Origin of the sequence: Azohydromonas lata, from assembly GCF_034427735.1 — a bacterium.
Classification (GTDB): domain Bacteria; phylum Pseudomonadota; class Gammaproteobacteria; order Burkholderiales; family Burkholderiaceae_C; genus Azohydromonas; species Azohydromonas lata.
Genome location: NZ_JAXOJX010000012.1, coordinates 1 through 14,140, shown reverse-complemented (window position 1 = coordinate 14,140; position 14,140 = coordinate 1). Strand labels below are relative to the sequence as shown.

14 protein-coding genes and 1 pseudogene are annotated in these 14,140 nt (G+C 65.1%); 4 read left to right on the top strand and 11 right to left on the bottom strand.

Annotation, left to right across the window (positions count from 1 at the left end; genetic code table 11):
• Positions 1-135 precede the first annotated feature (135 nt).
• The 4 genes from SM757_RS09520 to SM757_RS09505 all read right to left on the bottom strand — a co-directional run bounded on the left by SM757_RS09520 (position 136) and on the right by SM757_RS09505 (position 3,608).
• Complete coding sequence (locus tag SM757_RS09520; RefSeq protein WP_322465248.1) at positions 136-504, bottom strand: flavin reductase; 369 nt, start codon at positions 502-504, stop codon at positions 136-138.
• Entirely contained in the window at positions 497-1,105 is a 609-nt protein-coding gene (locus SM757_RS09515; RefSeq protein WP_322465247.1) for a glutathione S-transferase family protein, read from the bottom strand. The genes SM757_RS09520 and SM757_RS09515 overlap by 8 nt, the downstream gene beginning before the upstream one ends.
• Positions 1,105-2,334 (bottom strand): CaiB/BaiF CoA transferase family protein, encoded by a 1,230-nt coding sequence (locus SM757_RS09510; RefSeq protein ID WP_322465246.1) that lies wholly within the window; start codon positions 2,332-2,334, stop codon positions 1,105-1,107. Before SM757_RS09510 ends, SM757_RS09515 begins: the two co-directional genes overlap by 1 nt.
• A gap of 167 nt (positions 2,335-2,501) precedes the next feature.
• Positions 2,502-3,608: a porin gene (locus tag SM757_RS09505; protein ID WP_322465245.1), complete on the bottom strand. Its 1,107-nt coding sequence runs from the start codon at positions 3,606-3,608 to the stop codon at positions 2,502-2,504.
• A 270-nt stretch (positions 3,609-3,878) separates the two neighbouring features.
• Between SM757_RS09505 and pcaF the strand changes: the two genes are divergently transcribed.
• The 4 genes from pcaF (at position 3,879) to SM757_RS09485 (ending at position 8,055) form a co-directional block, all read left to right on the top strand.
• Positions 3,879-5,084, top strand: coding sequence for a 3-oxoadipyl-CoA thiolase (gene pcaF / locus SM757_RS09500; protein ID WP_322465244.1), 1,206 nt, complete (start codon positions 3,879-3,881; stop codon positions 5,082-5,084).
• A gap of 105 nt (positions 5,085-5,189) precedes the next feature.
• A complete protein-coding gene (locus SM757_RS09495; RefSeq protein WP_322465243.1) occupies positions 5,190-6,176 on the top strand; it encodes a Bug family tripartite tricarboxylate transporter substrate binding protein in 987 nt (328 codons plus the stop codon).
• The gene (locus SM757_RS09490) at positions 6,103-7,263 is read left to right on the top strand and encodes a mandelate racemase/muconate lactonizing enzyme family protein (RefSeq protein WP_322465242.1); all 1,161 of its coding nucleotides are present in this window, start codon (positions 6,103-6,105) and stop codon (positions 7,261-7,263) included. Before SM757_RS09495 ends, SM757_RS09490 begins: the two co-directional genes overlap by 74 nt.
• A gap of 15 nt (positions 7,264-7,278) precedes the next feature.
• Entirely contained in the window at positions 7,279-8,055 is a 777-nt protein-coding gene (locus SM757_RS09485; protein WP_322465241.1) for an enoyl-CoA hydratase/isomerase family protein, read from the top strand.
• A gap of 3 nt (positions 8,056-8,058) precedes the next feature.
• Here the strand turns inward: SM757_RS09485 and SM757_RS09480 are convergent, their stop codons facing one another.
• The 7 genes and pseudogenes from SM757_RS09480 to SM757_RS09450 form a co-directional block, all read right to left on the bottom strand.
• Positions 8,059-8,832 (bottom strand): alpha/beta fold hydrolase, encoded by a 774-nt coding sequence (locus SM757_RS09480; RefSeq protein WP_322465240.1) that lies wholly within the window; start codon positions 8,830-8,832, stop codon positions 8,059-8,061.
• A 41-nt stretch (positions 8,833-8,873) separates the two neighbouring features.
• Positions 8,874-9,842 carry a Bug family tripartite tricarboxylate transporter substrate binding protein gene (locus SM757_RS09475; RefSeq protein ID WP_322465239.1) on the bottom strand — a complete coding sequence of 323 codons (969 nt, stop codon included), beginning with the start codon at positions 9,840-9,842 and terminating at the stop codon, positions 8,874-8,876.
• Between the two features lie 3 nt (positions 9,843-9,845).
• Positions 9,846-10,817: a Bug family tripartite tricarboxylate transporter substrate binding protein gene (locus tag SM757_RS09470; RefSeq protein ID WP_322465238.1), complete on the bottom strand. Its 972-nt coding sequence runs from the start codon at positions 10,815-10,817 to the stop codon at positions 9,846-9,848.
• 296 nt (positions 10,818-11,113) lie between these two features.
• Positions 11,114-11,737 carry a fumarate hydratase C-terminal domain-containing protein gene (locus SM757_RS09465; protein WP_322465237.1) on the bottom strand — a complete coding sequence of 208 codons (624 nt, stop codon included), beginning with the start codon at positions 11,735-11,737 and terminating at the stop codon, positions 11,114-11,116.
• A gap of 4 nt (positions 11,738-11,741) precedes the next feature.
• A complete protein-coding gene (locus SM757_RS09460; RefSeq protein ID WP_322465236.1) occupies positions 11,742-12,611 on the bottom strand; it encodes a fumarate hydratase in 870 nt (289 codons plus the stop codon).
• Positions 12,612-12,643: 32 nt separating this feature from the next.
• Entirely contained in the window at positions 12,644-13,648 is a 1,005-nt protein-coding gene (locus tag SM757_RS09455) for a phosphoglycerate dehydrogenase (RefSeq protein ID WP_322465235.1), read from the bottom strand.
• Between the two features lie 294 nt (positions 13,649-13,942).
• Positions 13,943-14,140: pseudogene (locus tag SM757_RS09450) on the bottom strand (electron transfer flavoprotein subunit alpha/FixB family protein); the annotation flags it as partial.

Sequence of the window (14,140 nt, the reverse complement as noted above, 5' to 3'; positions counted from 1 at the left end):
GCGACCACTTCCAATCGAAATGGACGTTCCAAGCCCGGGCGGCGCGGAATCTCGGCATCGCTCCTGGCGATCGGGCTTTGAACGCACCTCAATGGGGCTTCATCGCGCTCGCCACGGCAAGGGCCCGTCGCCGGCTCAATTGTTCGGAGTGAGTCCCAGCGAGCGAATGATCGGCACCAGTTGCTTCTCGTCCGTCTTGACATGGGCGGCGAATGCTTCCGGTCCCATCACGGTGGACACGGCACCCAGCGTGGCGAGCGTCTCCTGCGCTTTCGGTGAAGACATGACCTTCACTTCGGTTGCCACGTTGATCACGAATTCGCCGCTTGCCTGGATATTGCGTGCCGTGTCCTTGATGGCACCGTCCCGCGTGGCCATGTTCACCGCCACCATGGGCGGGCTGGTCGAGACGTAGTTGTAGGAACTGATCCTTAACCCAAGACGCCGACTCCTTGAACCATGTCCGCCCGAGCCTGTACGGAGCCCATGGAAGTGCTCATCCATCGATGGGCTCCGTGGATTGAAAGGAAGGGCGCTTGCCAAGCTCGGCATGCCACTCGGCCAGGCGCGGCGCGCGGCTGCGCCAGCCGAATGCCTCGAAACGGTAGTCCAGATAGCCCAGGGCGCATCCGAGGCCAATATGACCAATCGAGAAGGTTGTCTCGGTCAGGGCCTGTGCCTCGTCGTCGAGCTGCCGCAGGCAGACCTCGGTCTTGAACTCAAAGGCATCAAGCAAGGGCTGCAGCGGTACGGCACGCTCGCGCTCGTTGCGCCAGAGGATCAGCGCATCGAGCAGCCCGTCAGCGAAGGCGTGCCACCTCAGGGCCTGCCACTTGTCCGGGCCCTGGTCCGGGAACAGCATGCCGCTCCCGAGGTCGTTGAGGTATTCGCAGATCACCGCCGAGTCGAACAGCGCAAAGCCGTTGTCGAGCACCAGCGTCGGAATCTTGGACAAGGGGTTGTCTTGCATCAGCCGTTCGTTGGGCTTGAGCATCGCTGCCACCGAGCGCACCAGCTCTAACCGGTCCGCCAGGCCGAGCTCATGGGCGCACACCATGACCTTGCGAACATAGGGTGACTTCGGCGACCAGTGCAGCTTCATCATCACAACACTCCCGCTTCACGCAGCGCCGCGATATCGGCGCTGCCGTATCCCAGCTCGGTCAGGATCTCGTCGCTGTGCTGTCCCAGCAGCGGCGGCGCCGAGCGGGTCTGCAACGGCGCGTCGGCAAAGCGCATCGGGCTGGCGACCTGGGGCACGTCGACGCCGGCCGGATGCGGAACGTGCTGGAGCATGCCGCGCGCTTTGACCTGCGGGTCCTTGAACACCTCGGCCACGCTGTTGATCGCCCCACAGGGCACGCCTGCGGCGTCGAGCGCCGCAATCAGCTTCTCGCGCTCCCACTCGGCAAACGCGTCGCGCAGCATTGGCGAGAGCTCGGCGATGTTGCGCACGCGCTGCGCGTTGGTCGCGAAGCGCTCGTCCTTGGGCCAGTCGCCCTGGCCGAGCACCTCGCACAACTTGGCGAACTGGCCGTCGTTGCCGACGACGAGGATCACGTCGCCGTCCGAGCAGCCGTAGACGTCCTGAGGCTGGATGTTCGGATGCGCGTTGCCGTTTCGCTTGGGCACCTTGCCCGAGACCAGGTAATTCATCGCCTGGTTGGCCAGCGTGGCGACCTGCACGTCCAGCATGCCGATGTCGATGTAGTCGCCCTTGCCAGTCTCGTTGCGCCGCGCCAGGGCCGCCAGCACCGACACCGCGGTGTACATGCCCGTCATCAGGTCCACGATGGGGATGCCCACCTTCTGCGGGCCGCCGCCGGGCCGGCCGTCCTTCTCGCCCGTCACGCTCATGAGGCCACCCATGGCCTGGATGAGGAAATCGTAGGCGGGCTGGTCACGCCGCGGCCCGGTCTGGCCAAACCCCGTGACGGAGCAGTAGATCAGGCGCGGATTGACCTTGCGCAGCGAGGCCTCGTCCAGGCCGTAGCGCGCCAGCGTGCCCGCCTTGTAGTTCTCCAGCACGATGTCCGCTTCCATGGCCAGCTGCTTCACGATCTGCTGCGCTTCTGGCTTGTCCAGGCTCAGCGTGATCGAGCGCTTGCCGCGGTTGACAGCCAGGTAGTAGCCGGCTTCCTTCGTATCCTGCCCCTGGGCGTCCTTGAGAAAGGGAGGACCCCAGGCGCGCGTGTCGTCGCCAGCGCCCGGGCGCTCGACCTTGATCACTTCGGCGCCAAGGTCCGCGAGGATCTGGGCCGCCCAGGGTGCAGCCAGGATGCGGCTGAGGTCGAGCACCTTGACGTGGGAAAGCGGTCCGCGGGAGGGGTTCATGGAGGGTCGTCCTTGTCTGTGTAGGCCTGTGGTCACTTTAGGCAGCGGCACTCGAGTTGCCTATGCAGGAAGCGGCAAAGCAGAAATGCACGCTGGCGGAGCGCCCATCGCAGAGCGCGCGGCCAGCCAGCGCGAGGCTTTGCCACACCGCTGGCGGTAGCCGTGGATCAGAAGGCGTGACGCATGCCCACGGAAAGTGCCTTGGGATCGTCGCCAGCCGACTTCGGCGCCACGCTGGTCGTGCCGCCGTAGAGACTGAGCGAGCTGGTCGCGTTGTTGGTCACCTGCCCGTAGGAGGTGTAGAGGAAGCTGCGCTTGGACAGCGCATGCTCGTAGGTCACGCCCCAGGTGGTTGCGCGACCCTGCGCCACGCCTGCCGGCCGGTCAAAGCGCGTCGAGGTCAGCTGCGTAATCACGCGCCCCGAGCCGACCGGGATCTGCCCGCCGATCCAAAACGCCCGCGTCCTGGTGGCCGTCGTGGCCTTGAGCGTGACGTTGCTCTCCGACGGGTTGAACGTGTAGTAGGCGCCGAAGAGCTTGACGAAGCCGAAATCGTACTGTCCGCCCACTTCATAGGCGGTTTGCCAGTCCGGGGCTGCCCCTGCGGGGAGGTCCTTGGCGTACTGGCGCAACCGCGCCAGCGAAGCGGTCACAGCCAGCGGGCCCGCACTGTAGGTCAGGCTTGCATTGGCAAGACGGCCGGAGCCGCTGGTGTTTTCATCCCCTGCCGCCAGCATCAGGCGCTCGGTCCACGCTCCCTGAGTAGCGCTGGCACTAATCGAGTTGTTGATCCGGGACAGCGCTCCGTGCCCGCCGTCGCCGGCCACCGACGCTGGGCTGGCAGACGCAAGGGTCGTCGCCTGCGCGTTGCCCCAGTACGTCTGGCCGAAGGCATCGGACAGCGTCACGCTCTGCCACAGCGGCGAGTACTGGCGCCCGGCCGTGAGGCTCCAGCGTGATGTCGAGAGCCCGACGAAAGCCTGACGGCCGAACAGCAGACCGCCCTGCTGCAGAGCACCGGTGTCGGCAGCGAAGCCTGATTCCAGCACGAAGTTGGCCGACAAGCCTCCGCCCAGATCCTCTTGCCCCTTGAAGCCAACTCGGCTTCCATAGCCGGTGCCTGATTGCAGCGTCTTGGTGCTGCCAGTGCCAGACCCCGCGCGCTCCACGTTGACCGACAGGTCCACGATGCCGTAGAGACTCACCTGGCTTTGGGCAAACGCACTGGCCATCGGCGCTGCGAGAGCGAGAACGAGAAAGGCCTTCCTGCACATGATTGGTGTCTCCGTCTTGGGTTGTGGCGGCCAGCCAGATCCGGGCCGCCGTGGGCGGCGAATCTAGGGACAGCGCTTCAAGGCAGGTAGCCACCGCCGGCACATAGCTGCTATGTGCTTTGGGTCACGGCGCATTGCGGCTACGCAGCGCCTCCACTGCACACATGGCCCTTGCCGGCTCCTGCATAACAGTTGTGTCGCGCATGCGCTGGGTGCGCTGTCAATCGCTCTATAGATTGCCGGCTTCCCCTGGCCTCCATGAGATTCACCATGTCCCACCATGCTTTCATCTGCGATGGCGTTCGAACGCCGTTCGGCCGCTACGGCGGCGCGCTTTCCAGCGTTCGCGCGGACGACCTCGGCGCCGTGCCGCTCAGGGCCCTGGCTGCGCGCCATCAAGGCGTGGATTGGGAAGCCTTCAACGACGTGATCTATGGCTGTGCCAACCAGGCTGGCGAGGACAACCGCAACGTCGCGCGCATGTCGCTGCTGCTGGCCGGCCTGCCGGTGAGTCTGCCCGGCAGTACCGTCAACCGCCTGTGCGGCTCCGGCATGGACGCCATCGGTACCGCGGCACGTGCCATCAGGTGCGGTGATGCCGAGTTGATGCTCGCCGGCGGTGTCGAAAGCATGAGCCGTGCGCCCTTCGTGATGCCCAAAGCCACGTCGGCCTTCAGCCGCCAGAGCTCGGTAGAGGACACCACGATCGGCTGGCGCTTCGTCAATCCGGCCATGAAGGCCGCCTACGGCGTGGACTTGATGCCCGAGACGGCCGAGAACGTCGCCGCCGACTTCGGCATTTCCCGCGAAGACCAGGACCGCATGGCGCTGGCCAGCCAGCTCAAGGCCGTGGCGGCGCAGGAGTCCGGCTTCTTCGATACGGAGATCACGCCGGTGACCATTCCCCAAAGGAAGGGCGAGGCGCTGGTCGTCGCGAAGGACGAGCATCCGCGCCAGACGTCACTGGAGGCGCTGGCCCGGCTCAAGGGTGTGGTGCGGCCTGACGGCACGGTGACCGCCGGCAATGCTTCTGGCGTCAACGATGGCGCCTGCGCGCTGATGCTGGCCAGTGAGGCTGCCGCAGCACGCCAGGGCCTGACACCGCGCGCACGCGTGGTGGGCATGGCCACTGCGGGTGTCGCGCCACGCATCATGGGTATCGGCCCGGCGCCGGCCACGCAAAAGGTGTTGCAGCTCACCGGTCTGCAGCTCTCGCAGATGGACGTGATCGAGCTCAATGAGGCCTTCGCGGCGCAAGGCCTGGCGGTGCTGCGCCAGTTGGGCCTGCGCGACGACGACCCGCGCGTCAACGCATGGGGCGGCGCCATCGCGCTGGGCCACCCGCTGGGCGCCAGCGGTGCACGGCTCGTCATCACGGCCGTGAACCAACTGCAGCGCACGGGCGGGCGCTACGCGCTGTGCACCATGTGCATTGGCGTGGGGCAAGGCATTGCCGTCGTGCTCGAACGCGTTTGAGGCCGCAGGGTTTCGCGTCGTGCATAGCTGAATTGCCGGCTACCTGCCTACCTGGAGGCCGCCGGGCCGACCACACTCGAATCGATCCACAAACACGGAGACATCATGCGCAGAAGATTCCTGTCGTCGATGAGCGGCCTGGCAGCACTGGCCCTTGCCGGCACGAGTCCGCTGGCCCAGGCCCAGGCCCAGGCCCAGGCCTGGCCGGCCAAACCGATGCTTCTCATCGTGCCCTATGCCGCTGGTGGCCCCAGCGACGCCATCGCGCGGATGCTGGCCAAGAAGGTCGGCACTCAACTCGGCCAGCCCGTGATCGTTGACAACCGCGCTGGTGCCGGCGGCACGATCGGCGTGGCAGCCATGGTCAAGGCCGCTCCTGACGGCTACACCTTTGCCTTCACCGGGCCTGGCCCTCTGGCGGGCATGCCTACCCTGATGAAGATGCCGTATGCACAAACCGATTACGAATACGTCACGCTGGCAGCACGGGTGCCGTCGGTCATCGTGGTCGGCTCGGGTTCAGGCATTTCAAGCCTGTCCGATTTGATTGGCAAGGCCAAGGCTGCTCCCGGCAAGCTCAACTATGGATCGGCTGGAAACGGGACAACCCCTCACATTGGCGCTGAGCTGTTGAAGCTGGAAGCTGGCGTCGATATCACCCATGTGCCCTACAAGGGCGCGGCGCCAGCCGTCACGGCGCTGTTGGGAGGAGAGGTTCAAGTGGCCATGGTCGACGTCACGCCGGTCCTGCAGCACGTCAGGGCCGGCAAGCTCAAGGCACTGGCTGTCGCCAGTGCCTCGCGTGCCACGCAGCTGCCGGATGTGCCAACGACCAGGGAGGCCGGGCTGCCCGGTGTGCAGATGGACACCAACTACGGGTTCATCGCCCCGAAGGGCGTGGCGCCCGACGTGCTGAAGAAGATGCGCGAAGCCGTTGCGACCGCGTTGCAGTCGGACGAGATCAAAGACCAATTTTCCAAGCAGGGTGCCGTTGCAGTGGGTTCGTCACCGCAGGAGTATGCAAAGCTCATGGCTGCCGAATATGACAAGTGGCACGCGGTGGTTTCCCGCGCCAAGATCACCCTCGATTGAGCCGCGCATGAAGATCGTCGATGTGGCCATTCAGCCTTGCGTTCAGCGGCTGCGCGACCCGAGCTGGAAGTTCGCCCGGGCCACCGTGCCGCATCTCGAGGGCCACGTGGTGACCTTGACGGATGAGGACGGCGTGCGGGGGTCGGGTTATGTCCATGCCATACCCGCCATCACGACCCACGGCGACGGTGCCGCTGCGGCGCTGGCTCTGCTGTCGCCGCTGCTGCTGCAGCGGCGAGTGGATGAGCTGTCGGCCTTGATCGAGCAGATCGATGCAACGCTGGCCTTCCAGCCGAGCGCGAAGGCCGGAATCGACATGGCCTTGCACGACCTGATGGCCCGGCGCCTGGGCGTGCCCATCCACGTGCTGCTTGGAGGCAAGCTGCGCGATGCCATTCCGCAGGCGCGCATCCTCGCGATCAAGAGCCCGGTGGACATGGCCCGCCAGGCTGTCTGCCGCGTCGAGGAAGGCTTCGGCCAGCTCAAGCTCAAGCTCTCAGGCGACACCGCGCTCGATGTGCAGCGCGTGGCCACGGTGCGCGATGCCGTGGGGCACGGCGTCCAGCTGACGCTGGACCCGAATCAGTCCTACGCAGCCAAGTCCTTCATGCGCGCCTTTGCCCAGATGGAGCGGCATGACATCTGCCTGGTCGAGCAACCGGTGCCTGCCGCTGACTGGGCCGGACTTGCGTTGTTGACCCAAAGCCTGCCCGTGGCCATTGAAGCGGACGAGAGCGCGCAGACCGTGCACGACGTCTTCCGGCTGGTGGCCGATCGTGTCGTTGACGTGATCAACCTCAAGCCGACCAAGCTGGGTGGCCTGCGCCGCTTCGTACAAGCCGTGCAAATCTGCGAGGCCGGTAACGTCGTCTGTCGAGTTGGTGCCACGTTCGGCCCTGCGCTGCTGCAAGCCATGAACGTGCAGGCGGCCAGTGTGCTCAAGGCCATGCCCTATGCGTGCGAGCTGTCCGAGCACCAGCACCTGCTTGACGACCCTTTCACCGAGCTGCCCGTCACCGAAGGTCTCATCGCCGTGCCTGGTGGCCCGGGCTGCGGCATCGGATGGGCCAGCGAGCCCCAACATTGAAAACTGGAAACCCCCATGGACGACCTTACTCAACTGCGCGTCACCATCGAACAACACATTGCGATCCTGACGATGGACAGCCCGCCGGTGAACGCGCTCACGCGCGTGCTCAATGATGAGATCACCCTCGCGCTGGATCGCATCTCGGAGCTGGACGAGGTTCGTGTCGCGGTGCTTACTGGAGCCGGCAAGGTTTTCTGTGCCGGCGCCGACCTCAAGGGACGTGCCGAGAACATCAAGGGGCCGGGCGACATGCCTGCGCACTCGCGGCGCACGCGCGAGTGCTTCCATGCCATCCGCGAGTGCGCCAAGCCCGTGATCGCTGCCATCAACGGCGCAGCGCTCGGCTCGGGCTTGGCCATGGTGGCATCGGCAGACGTGTTGATCGCCTCGGAGAAGGCCTCGCTGGGACTGCCTGAAGTGGATGTGGGTCTGCTTGGGGGTTGCCGCCACGCCATGCGGCTGTTCGGACACTCCAGGCTGCGCCGCATGATGCTCACGGGCTACCGTGTGTCCGGCGAGGAGCTTTATCGCCTGGGCATTGTGGAAGCGTGCACGGCATCGGATGAGCTGATGCCTGCGGCCATGGAACTGGCAGCCACCATCGCTTCCAAGAGCCCCGTGTCCACGCGGATGGGCAAGCACACCCTCAACACCATCGAGGACATGAGCTTGCGCGACGGCTACCGCTACGAGCAGGACATGACGGCCCTGATAGGCAAGACCGAAGACGCCAAGGAAGCGCAGGCCGCATTCCGCGAAAAGCGCCCCCCGGTCTTCAAAGGCTGCTGACCTTCAAGGGGCCAGTGACCTGGCCCAGTCGACGATGATGTCGGCCACAGCCTTGGGCTGTTCCGGCACCATCGCGTGGCTGGCGTGCGACACGACACGCACGGTGACCTTGTCACCCAGCACCTGCTCCAACTCCCCGCGCGTCGATGGCGGGCGCCACGGGTCGGCGTCTCCTTGCAGATCCAGGATCGGTGCATGGGTCACGGGCCACCAGGCGTCCTTGGGCGGCCTGGTGCCGGCGCGGCGGTAGGCCTCGCGCAGCTCGGGATGCCATCCCTCAAGCCATGGCGACGGATCATTGCCCGGTGCAAAGAACCCAAGACGCAGGTGATGCAGTCGCTCGGATTCAGGACGTGACGCGTCGGACGCAAGCTCCAGCGACTCGGCCACGCCCGGCGGGAAGGTGCGCGCCGCACCGGCCATCACGACCACGCCACGAACACGTTCAGGATGTTCCAAATCGGTCACGCGGGCGATGAAGTGTCCGAAGGCATGGCCGACGATCACCGACCGGCCTCCACCCAGCTGCTCGATCGTGTGGGCGACGTCCGCGGCCAGCACGCTCAAATCCAATCCGTCCATGGGGCCACGGCTGCGAGCCATGCCACGCGGCTGGGGCCGCAGCACCCTGAAACCTCGTGCGGCAATCTGCTGTGCCAGATCATCGAAGTCCATGGAGTCACGCATCGAGGAGGGCAACAACACGATGGCCGGTCCTGGCTCGCCATCGACGAGGACCTCGATCTGGGCTTCGTCACGATGCAGCAGTTCAATCATTCCTATCTCCGGTCGAGGCGGCGGTCGGCCGTGGCCAATGATCAGTCCACCGTGGCGCCTGACTTCCTGACGATTTGTGCCCACTTCGGAATCTCGGTGCGAATCAGCGCAGCCAGCGCTGCGGGGGTGCCGAATGCAGGCTCAATGCCCTGGGCCGCGAGTTGAGCCCTCAAGTTGCCGTCCGCCATGGCCCGGCCCAGCGCCGCATGCACCGTGGACAGCACGTCCTGTGGCGTGTTGGCGGGTGCGAAAAGACCCAGCCAGTTCGACACGTCGTAGCCGGAGAGCCCCGCCTCGGCAATGGTGGGTACCTTCGGCAGCACGGCCAGGCGCGACTTGGACGTAACGCCCAGCGGCACCACCTTGCCGGCCTTGATGTGCTCCTCGTAAACCACGTAGGAATCGAAAGTCATGTCGATGCGGCCTGCCAGCACATCCACCAGCAGCGGGGAGCTTCCCTTGTAGGGCACATGAACCATCTGCACGCCGGCCAGCGACTCGAACAGTGCACCCGCGAGATGGCTTGAGCTGCCATTTCCCGCCGATCCATAGGTGAGGCTGCGGGGCTTGCTGCGGGCCAGCGCAACAAGATCGGCGACGCTGCGGACGTTCAGCAACGGGGAGACCACAAGCACCCGGGGCGTGATGTGGGTCAGGCTGATGGGCGCGAAGTCCTTCACAGGGTCGTAGCGCAACTTGGGATACAGCGCGGGATTGATGGCGTGAGTTCCCATGGTGCCGAAGAACAGCGTGTAGCCGTCTGCCGGCGATCGGGCCGCTGCTTCGGCCGCGGTGGCGCCGCCGGCCCCCCCGCGGTTGTCCACGATGACCTGCTGGCCAAGCTCAGCGCCGAGCCGTTGTGCCATGCCTCGCGCCATGGCATCAGCGGCTCCTCCCGCGGGAAACGGAACGATCAGCCGCAGGGGCTTGTCGGGAAAGGCTGCGTGCGCAAGGCTGGCCAGTGCCATCAGTCCTGCCGCAACCAGTGCCTTGGTCCTGCTCGTGGGCATGTCTCAGTCCAGCTTGGCACCCACGGCCTTGGCCAGGGTGCCCCACTTGGCAGACTCTGCCTTCATCAACTGGCCGAAGGCCTCCGGAGACCCGACCGCAGGCAACACGCCTTGCGCTTTGAGAAACGCCACCGAGTCCGGATGCTGCACGGCCTTTTTCAAGGCCGCGTTCAGACGAGAAACGACCTCGGGCGGTGTACGCGCCGGCACGAGGAGTCCGTACCACGTGCTGGCGACCACGTTGCGCAACCCTGCCTCAGCGGTTGTCGGCACATCGGGCAGGACGCTGGAGCGGGTGAGCGAGGTAACGGCCAGCGGTCGCAGTTGGCCGCCTTTCACGAACGCGACCACGGCCGACACGTCGGCCACCATCATGTCGGCAGTGCCTGCGATCACATCGTTCAAGGCGGGCGCTGCGCCTCGGTAAGGGACGTGGGTCAGCTCGACGCCAGCCTCCTGCCTGAGCAGCTCAGCGCCCATTTGCGTCGTCGTGCCCCCACCAGCCGAGGCAAAGTTCACCTTGCCCGGATTCGCCTTGGCGTGTTTCAGCAAGGCTCCCAAATCCTTGAACGGGCTGTTGCGGCCCACCACGATGACCATGGGCGTACTGATCGCCTGGCCCACGGGGATCAGATCACGGTCCGTGTTGTAGGGCATCTTGGGACTCAGTGCCGGAAAGATGACCAGCGCTCCCGTGCCGGAGAACAGCATGGTGTAGCCGTCCGCAGCCGAGCGCGCGACTTCGGCGGCACCTAACGTCCCTCCAGCGCCGGCCTTGTTGTCCACGAGCACCTGTTGCCCAAGTTCGGTACCCATGTGAGCGCCAAGTTGGCGGGCCAAGCCATCGGCAGGGCCCCCAGCGGTGAAGGGCACGACGATACGCAGCGGCTTGGAGGGCCAAGCCTGCTGTGCGAAAGCAACTGGGGCACAGCACAGGGACAGTGCAACGAGGAGGGAGCGGCGGGAAGTTTTCATGGCTGATTCCATCAATGAAGCGTGGGGGACCGTTGGTCCATGCAGCAGAGCCCAGCATCGGTACGACTCTAGGAGCCGACTGCCGTCATGCCTATGCGTCCAAGCGGCAAGGCTGTTTTGCGCTTGGGCGCATGGCAGGAGCCGGTCCAGGCCTGGATTCAGAAAATGTGTCGAACGCCTTCTGGCAGCGCCAACGTCAAGCCGTCACCGCGCATGCAGTAGCGGCATCGGGCACTTGCCGAAATGGAAGTGGCGCACAAAGGCAGGGCTGGCACCTGAAGATCGGCTTTGCGCTCTTACCCCTGGTGGCGCTCGGCGTCCAGCTTTGCCAACAACTCCGGCAGACGGGCCTTGGCGTCCTGCTGCTCTTCGGCATAGAGGCTGCGGCCATGCGCATCGATGCCCACGGTGACCGGCCCCAGGCCCTCGACCTTGAGCCGCACAAGTCGATAGTGCACAAGCATGTCGCTCCAACCCACCTCAACGACTTCCTTGATGGCTTGCGACAGCAACGTGCAGCCGCCACCCAGGAACGACAGGTAGACGCTGCCCACTTCCTGCATCGCAGCGGCGCAGTGTTCGTCAAGCCCGCCCTTGCCGCCAACGGCATGCCACTGCAGGCCGCGGATCAACCGTGGCATGAATGGATTGAAGCGCGTGCTGGTCGTGGGATTGAGATACAGGAGCTCGAAGCGGCCCTCCACCTCGCGGCTGAAACTGCCGAGGTGGAACAGCGAGGCGCCCTGCAAGTCCATGGGCAGTGGCTCGGCGCCGTCCAGGCAACGCAACATTCGCTCGTGCGTGGGCATGCCGGCCGTGATGACGATCTCGCCGTCAATGATCACTTGGTCGCCCGCGCGCAGCATGCGGGCATCGTCCGCTGACAGCGGAAAGGTCATGCGGTGTGTCGTGATGCTCATGCGCTCACTCCATCCATTCGACACGGCCGTCGTTGAAGAGACGCGCCCGGGTGCGGCGGTTGATCCAGCAGTTGAAGGCCACGGCCACCGGCGTGAAGCCGTGCCCGGCGGCGTAGTTCACGTGCACGGCCAGGGCCGTGGCGTCGCCGCCTGTGCCCATGGGGCCGAAGCCCGTGGCATTGACGGCCCGCGTGAGCCGCTGCTCCATGGCTGCGACCATGGCTTCTTCATGCGTGCTACCGATGGGACGCAGCGTGGCTTCCTTGGCCATCTTGGCCGCGTAATCGAAAGTGCCCCCGATGCCTACGCCAATGACCACCGGCGGACAGGGCTGCGATCCTGCCTTGATCACGGTCTCCATCACGAACTTCTCGATGGTGTGCAGGTCGGGAAAGCTGAAGATTTCCAACGCGGCCCAGCGTCCGGATCCCAACGCCTTGGGACTGCAGGTGATCTCGACGAAGTCGCAGTCATCGACCAAGTCGAAGGTCACGATGGGCATGCTCTTGCCCTTGTAGCCGCGCTCCAGCGTCAGCGGGTTGGTCACGTGCGGCAGCAAGGGCGGCGTGATGGTGGCCACCAATTCGTCGAAGCCCTGCGTGATGGCTTGCCGCACGCTGCCCTGAAACTGCGCCTGGGCGCCAACCCGAACGAAATACACGGGGATGCCGGCGTCCGAACAGACGAAGTGCTCGTTGCGCTCCGCGGCCTCCGCGCTCTTGAGCATGATGCGCAGCGTGTGCTTGGCGGTTTCGTTGCGCTCGGCAAGGTTGAGGCTGTGCAGTGCCGCCTTGGTGTCCTCTGGCACGCGCTTGAGCGAGCGCTCGTAGAGCGCGGCAGTGACTGCCTTGATGGTGTCGGATGGAATGGCCATGAGATCAGTTCAAAAGGGCTGGCTTGCTCGGGTTACAGGCCGGCTGCTTCCAGCGCAGCTGGGTTGACGATGTGCTCGGGTCGCTGGCCTTGCAGTACGGCGATCACACTGCGTGCCACCGACAACGCCACGCGGTCCATGGACTCGCGGGTGAAGGTCGCCATGTGCGGCGTTACCACGATGCCAGGCACATTGATCAGCGGACTTTGGCTTCCGGCGCCTTGAGCTTTCAGCACGTCAACGGCCGCACCGGCGAGGTGTCCGCCTCGTACGGCCTCGGCCAACGCCTGTTCATCGACAAGTCCGCCGCGTGAGGTATTGATGAGGTAGGCCCCCGGCTTGAACCAAGCCAGGGTGCGGGTATTGATCAGGTCCTGCGTGTCAGGCGTGAGCGGGGCATGCAACGACACGAAATCCGCTTCGCGCAGCGCTTCTTCCAGCGATACGAAAGTGATGCCCTGCTCGCGGGCAAAGGCGTCGTCCGTGTTCCTGCTGACGGCCAGCACGCGCATATCGAACCCTCTCGCTCGCTTGGCCACTGCCTTGCCAATTCGGCCCAAACCGACGATGGCCAGCGTCTTGCCCCAAGCCTCGGTCCCGGTGACCCGGTCCCAGCGGCCCTGGCGCACGCTGTCCGCAGCGATGGCGATCGCGCGAGTGGCCTGCAATAGCAGGCCAAATGTGAAGTCTGCCACGCTTTGATCGTTGGTACCCGATGCCACCGTCACCAGCACACCGCGGCGACTCGCCGCTTCCAGGTCCACCGTGTCATAGCCCACGCCGGGTCGAGCGATGACCTTCAGCCTGGACACGGCATCGAGCAGGCGACTGGTTACCGGTTCCATGGCGAGGACCAGCGCATCGACTTCACGGGCCTGGTCGATCAGCCACTGCTCGTCGAAGGGCAGCGGCGGGTCCTTGACCATCACCTCGTGTCCGGCTTGCTCAATCAATTTCAGCGCTTGAGGTGAACCGGCCACAGACTTGGCCGTGATGAGTACGCGGCCGCGACGCATCGGTGAAAGAGTCGACTCCATTTGTCTCCACGTGCGAATGGTTATTGCGGTCCTGGTGCCTCAACTGCCGTGGGCCGATAACCGGCGCGCTGTTCTGTGGCCTCTAGATGGATAAGCACAGGCATGGCTGTCTGTCGTCTTCGGCCCCTGGCGTCTTGGCTCAGCAAGCTTACTGACGCGGCAAGGCCGCGACATGCGCTCGAGTGCAAAGCTGCTGTGTCGCTTCAAGAATGGCCGAGCGTACTTGGGGACTCAACCTCTCGGGCGTTGATCTGCGAGATACCTCTGTGCATCGCAACGACCGGCTGAATGCACAGAGGTGCGCACCGTGATGACCTTCACCGCATCAGTGCTCTGCATCGTGGCGATGGCGTTGCCGGCGTAGATGGGACGTTCGAAGGTGTCCGGGCTCAGGACCTTGGTGATGTCGCTGAGCTGTGCCACGTCGAGCCTGGCAGCCACGCGCGGAGCGGCATTGCAGTCGTTGGCGGTGGAGGGGAACAGGATGTGGCA

Coding starts and splice junctions, on each gene's coding strand:
- SM757_RS09510 (WP_322465246.1), bottom strand. CDS start 2,334: ATGAACCCCTCCCGCGGACCGCTTTCCCACGTCAAGGTGCTCGACCTC.
- SM757_RS09480 (WP_322465240.1), bottom strand. CDS start 8,832: ATGATTGAACTGCTGCATCGTGACGAAGCCCAGATCGAGGTCCTCGTC.
- SM757_RS09470 (WP_322465238.1), bottom strand. CDS start 10,817: ATGAAAACTTCCCGCCGCTCCCTCCTCGTTGCACTGTCCCTGTGCTGT.
- SM757_RS09475 (WP_322465239.1), bottom strand. CDS start 9,842: ATGCCCACGAGCAGGACCAAGGCACTGGTTGCGGCAGGACTGATGGCA.
- SM757_RS09460 (WP_322465236.1), bottom strand. CDS start 12,611: ATGGCCATTCCATCCGACACCATCAAGGCAGTCACTGCCGCGCTCTAC.
- SM757_RS09495 (WP_322465243.1), top strand. CDS start 5,190: ATGCGCAGAAGATTCCTGTCGTCGATGAGCGGCCTGGCAGCACTGGCC.
- SM757_RS09485 (WP_322465241.1), top strand. CDS start 7,279: ATGGACGACCTTACTCAACTGCGCGTCACCATCGAACAACACATTGCG.
- SM757_RS09455 (WP_322465235.1), bottom strand. CDS start 13,648: ATGGAGTCGACTCTTTCACCGATGCGTCGCGGCCGCGTACTCATCACG.
- pcaF (WP_322465244.1), top strand. CDS start 3,879: ATGTCCCACCATGCTTTCATCTGCGATGGCGTTCGAACGCCGTTCGGC.
- SM757_RS09520 (WP_322465248.1), bottom strand. CDS start 504: ATGGATGAGCACTTCCATGGGCTCCGTACAGGCTCGGGCGGACATGGT.
- SM757_RS09515 (WP_322465247.1), bottom strand. CDS start 1,105: ATGATGAAGCTGCACTGGTCGCCGAAGTCACCCTATGTTCGCAAGGTC.
- SM757_RS09465 (WP_322465237.1), bottom strand. CDS start 11,737: ATGAGCATCACGACACACCGCATGACCTTTCCGCTGTCAGCGGACGAT.
- SM757_RS09490 (WP_322465242.1), top strand. CDS start 6,103: ATGCAAAGCTCATGGCTGCCGAATATGACAAGTGGCACGCGGTGGTTT.
- SM757_RS09505 (WP_322465245.1), bottom strand. CDS start 3,608: ATGTGCAGGAAGGCCTTTCTCGTTCTCGCTCTCGCAGCGCCGATGGCC.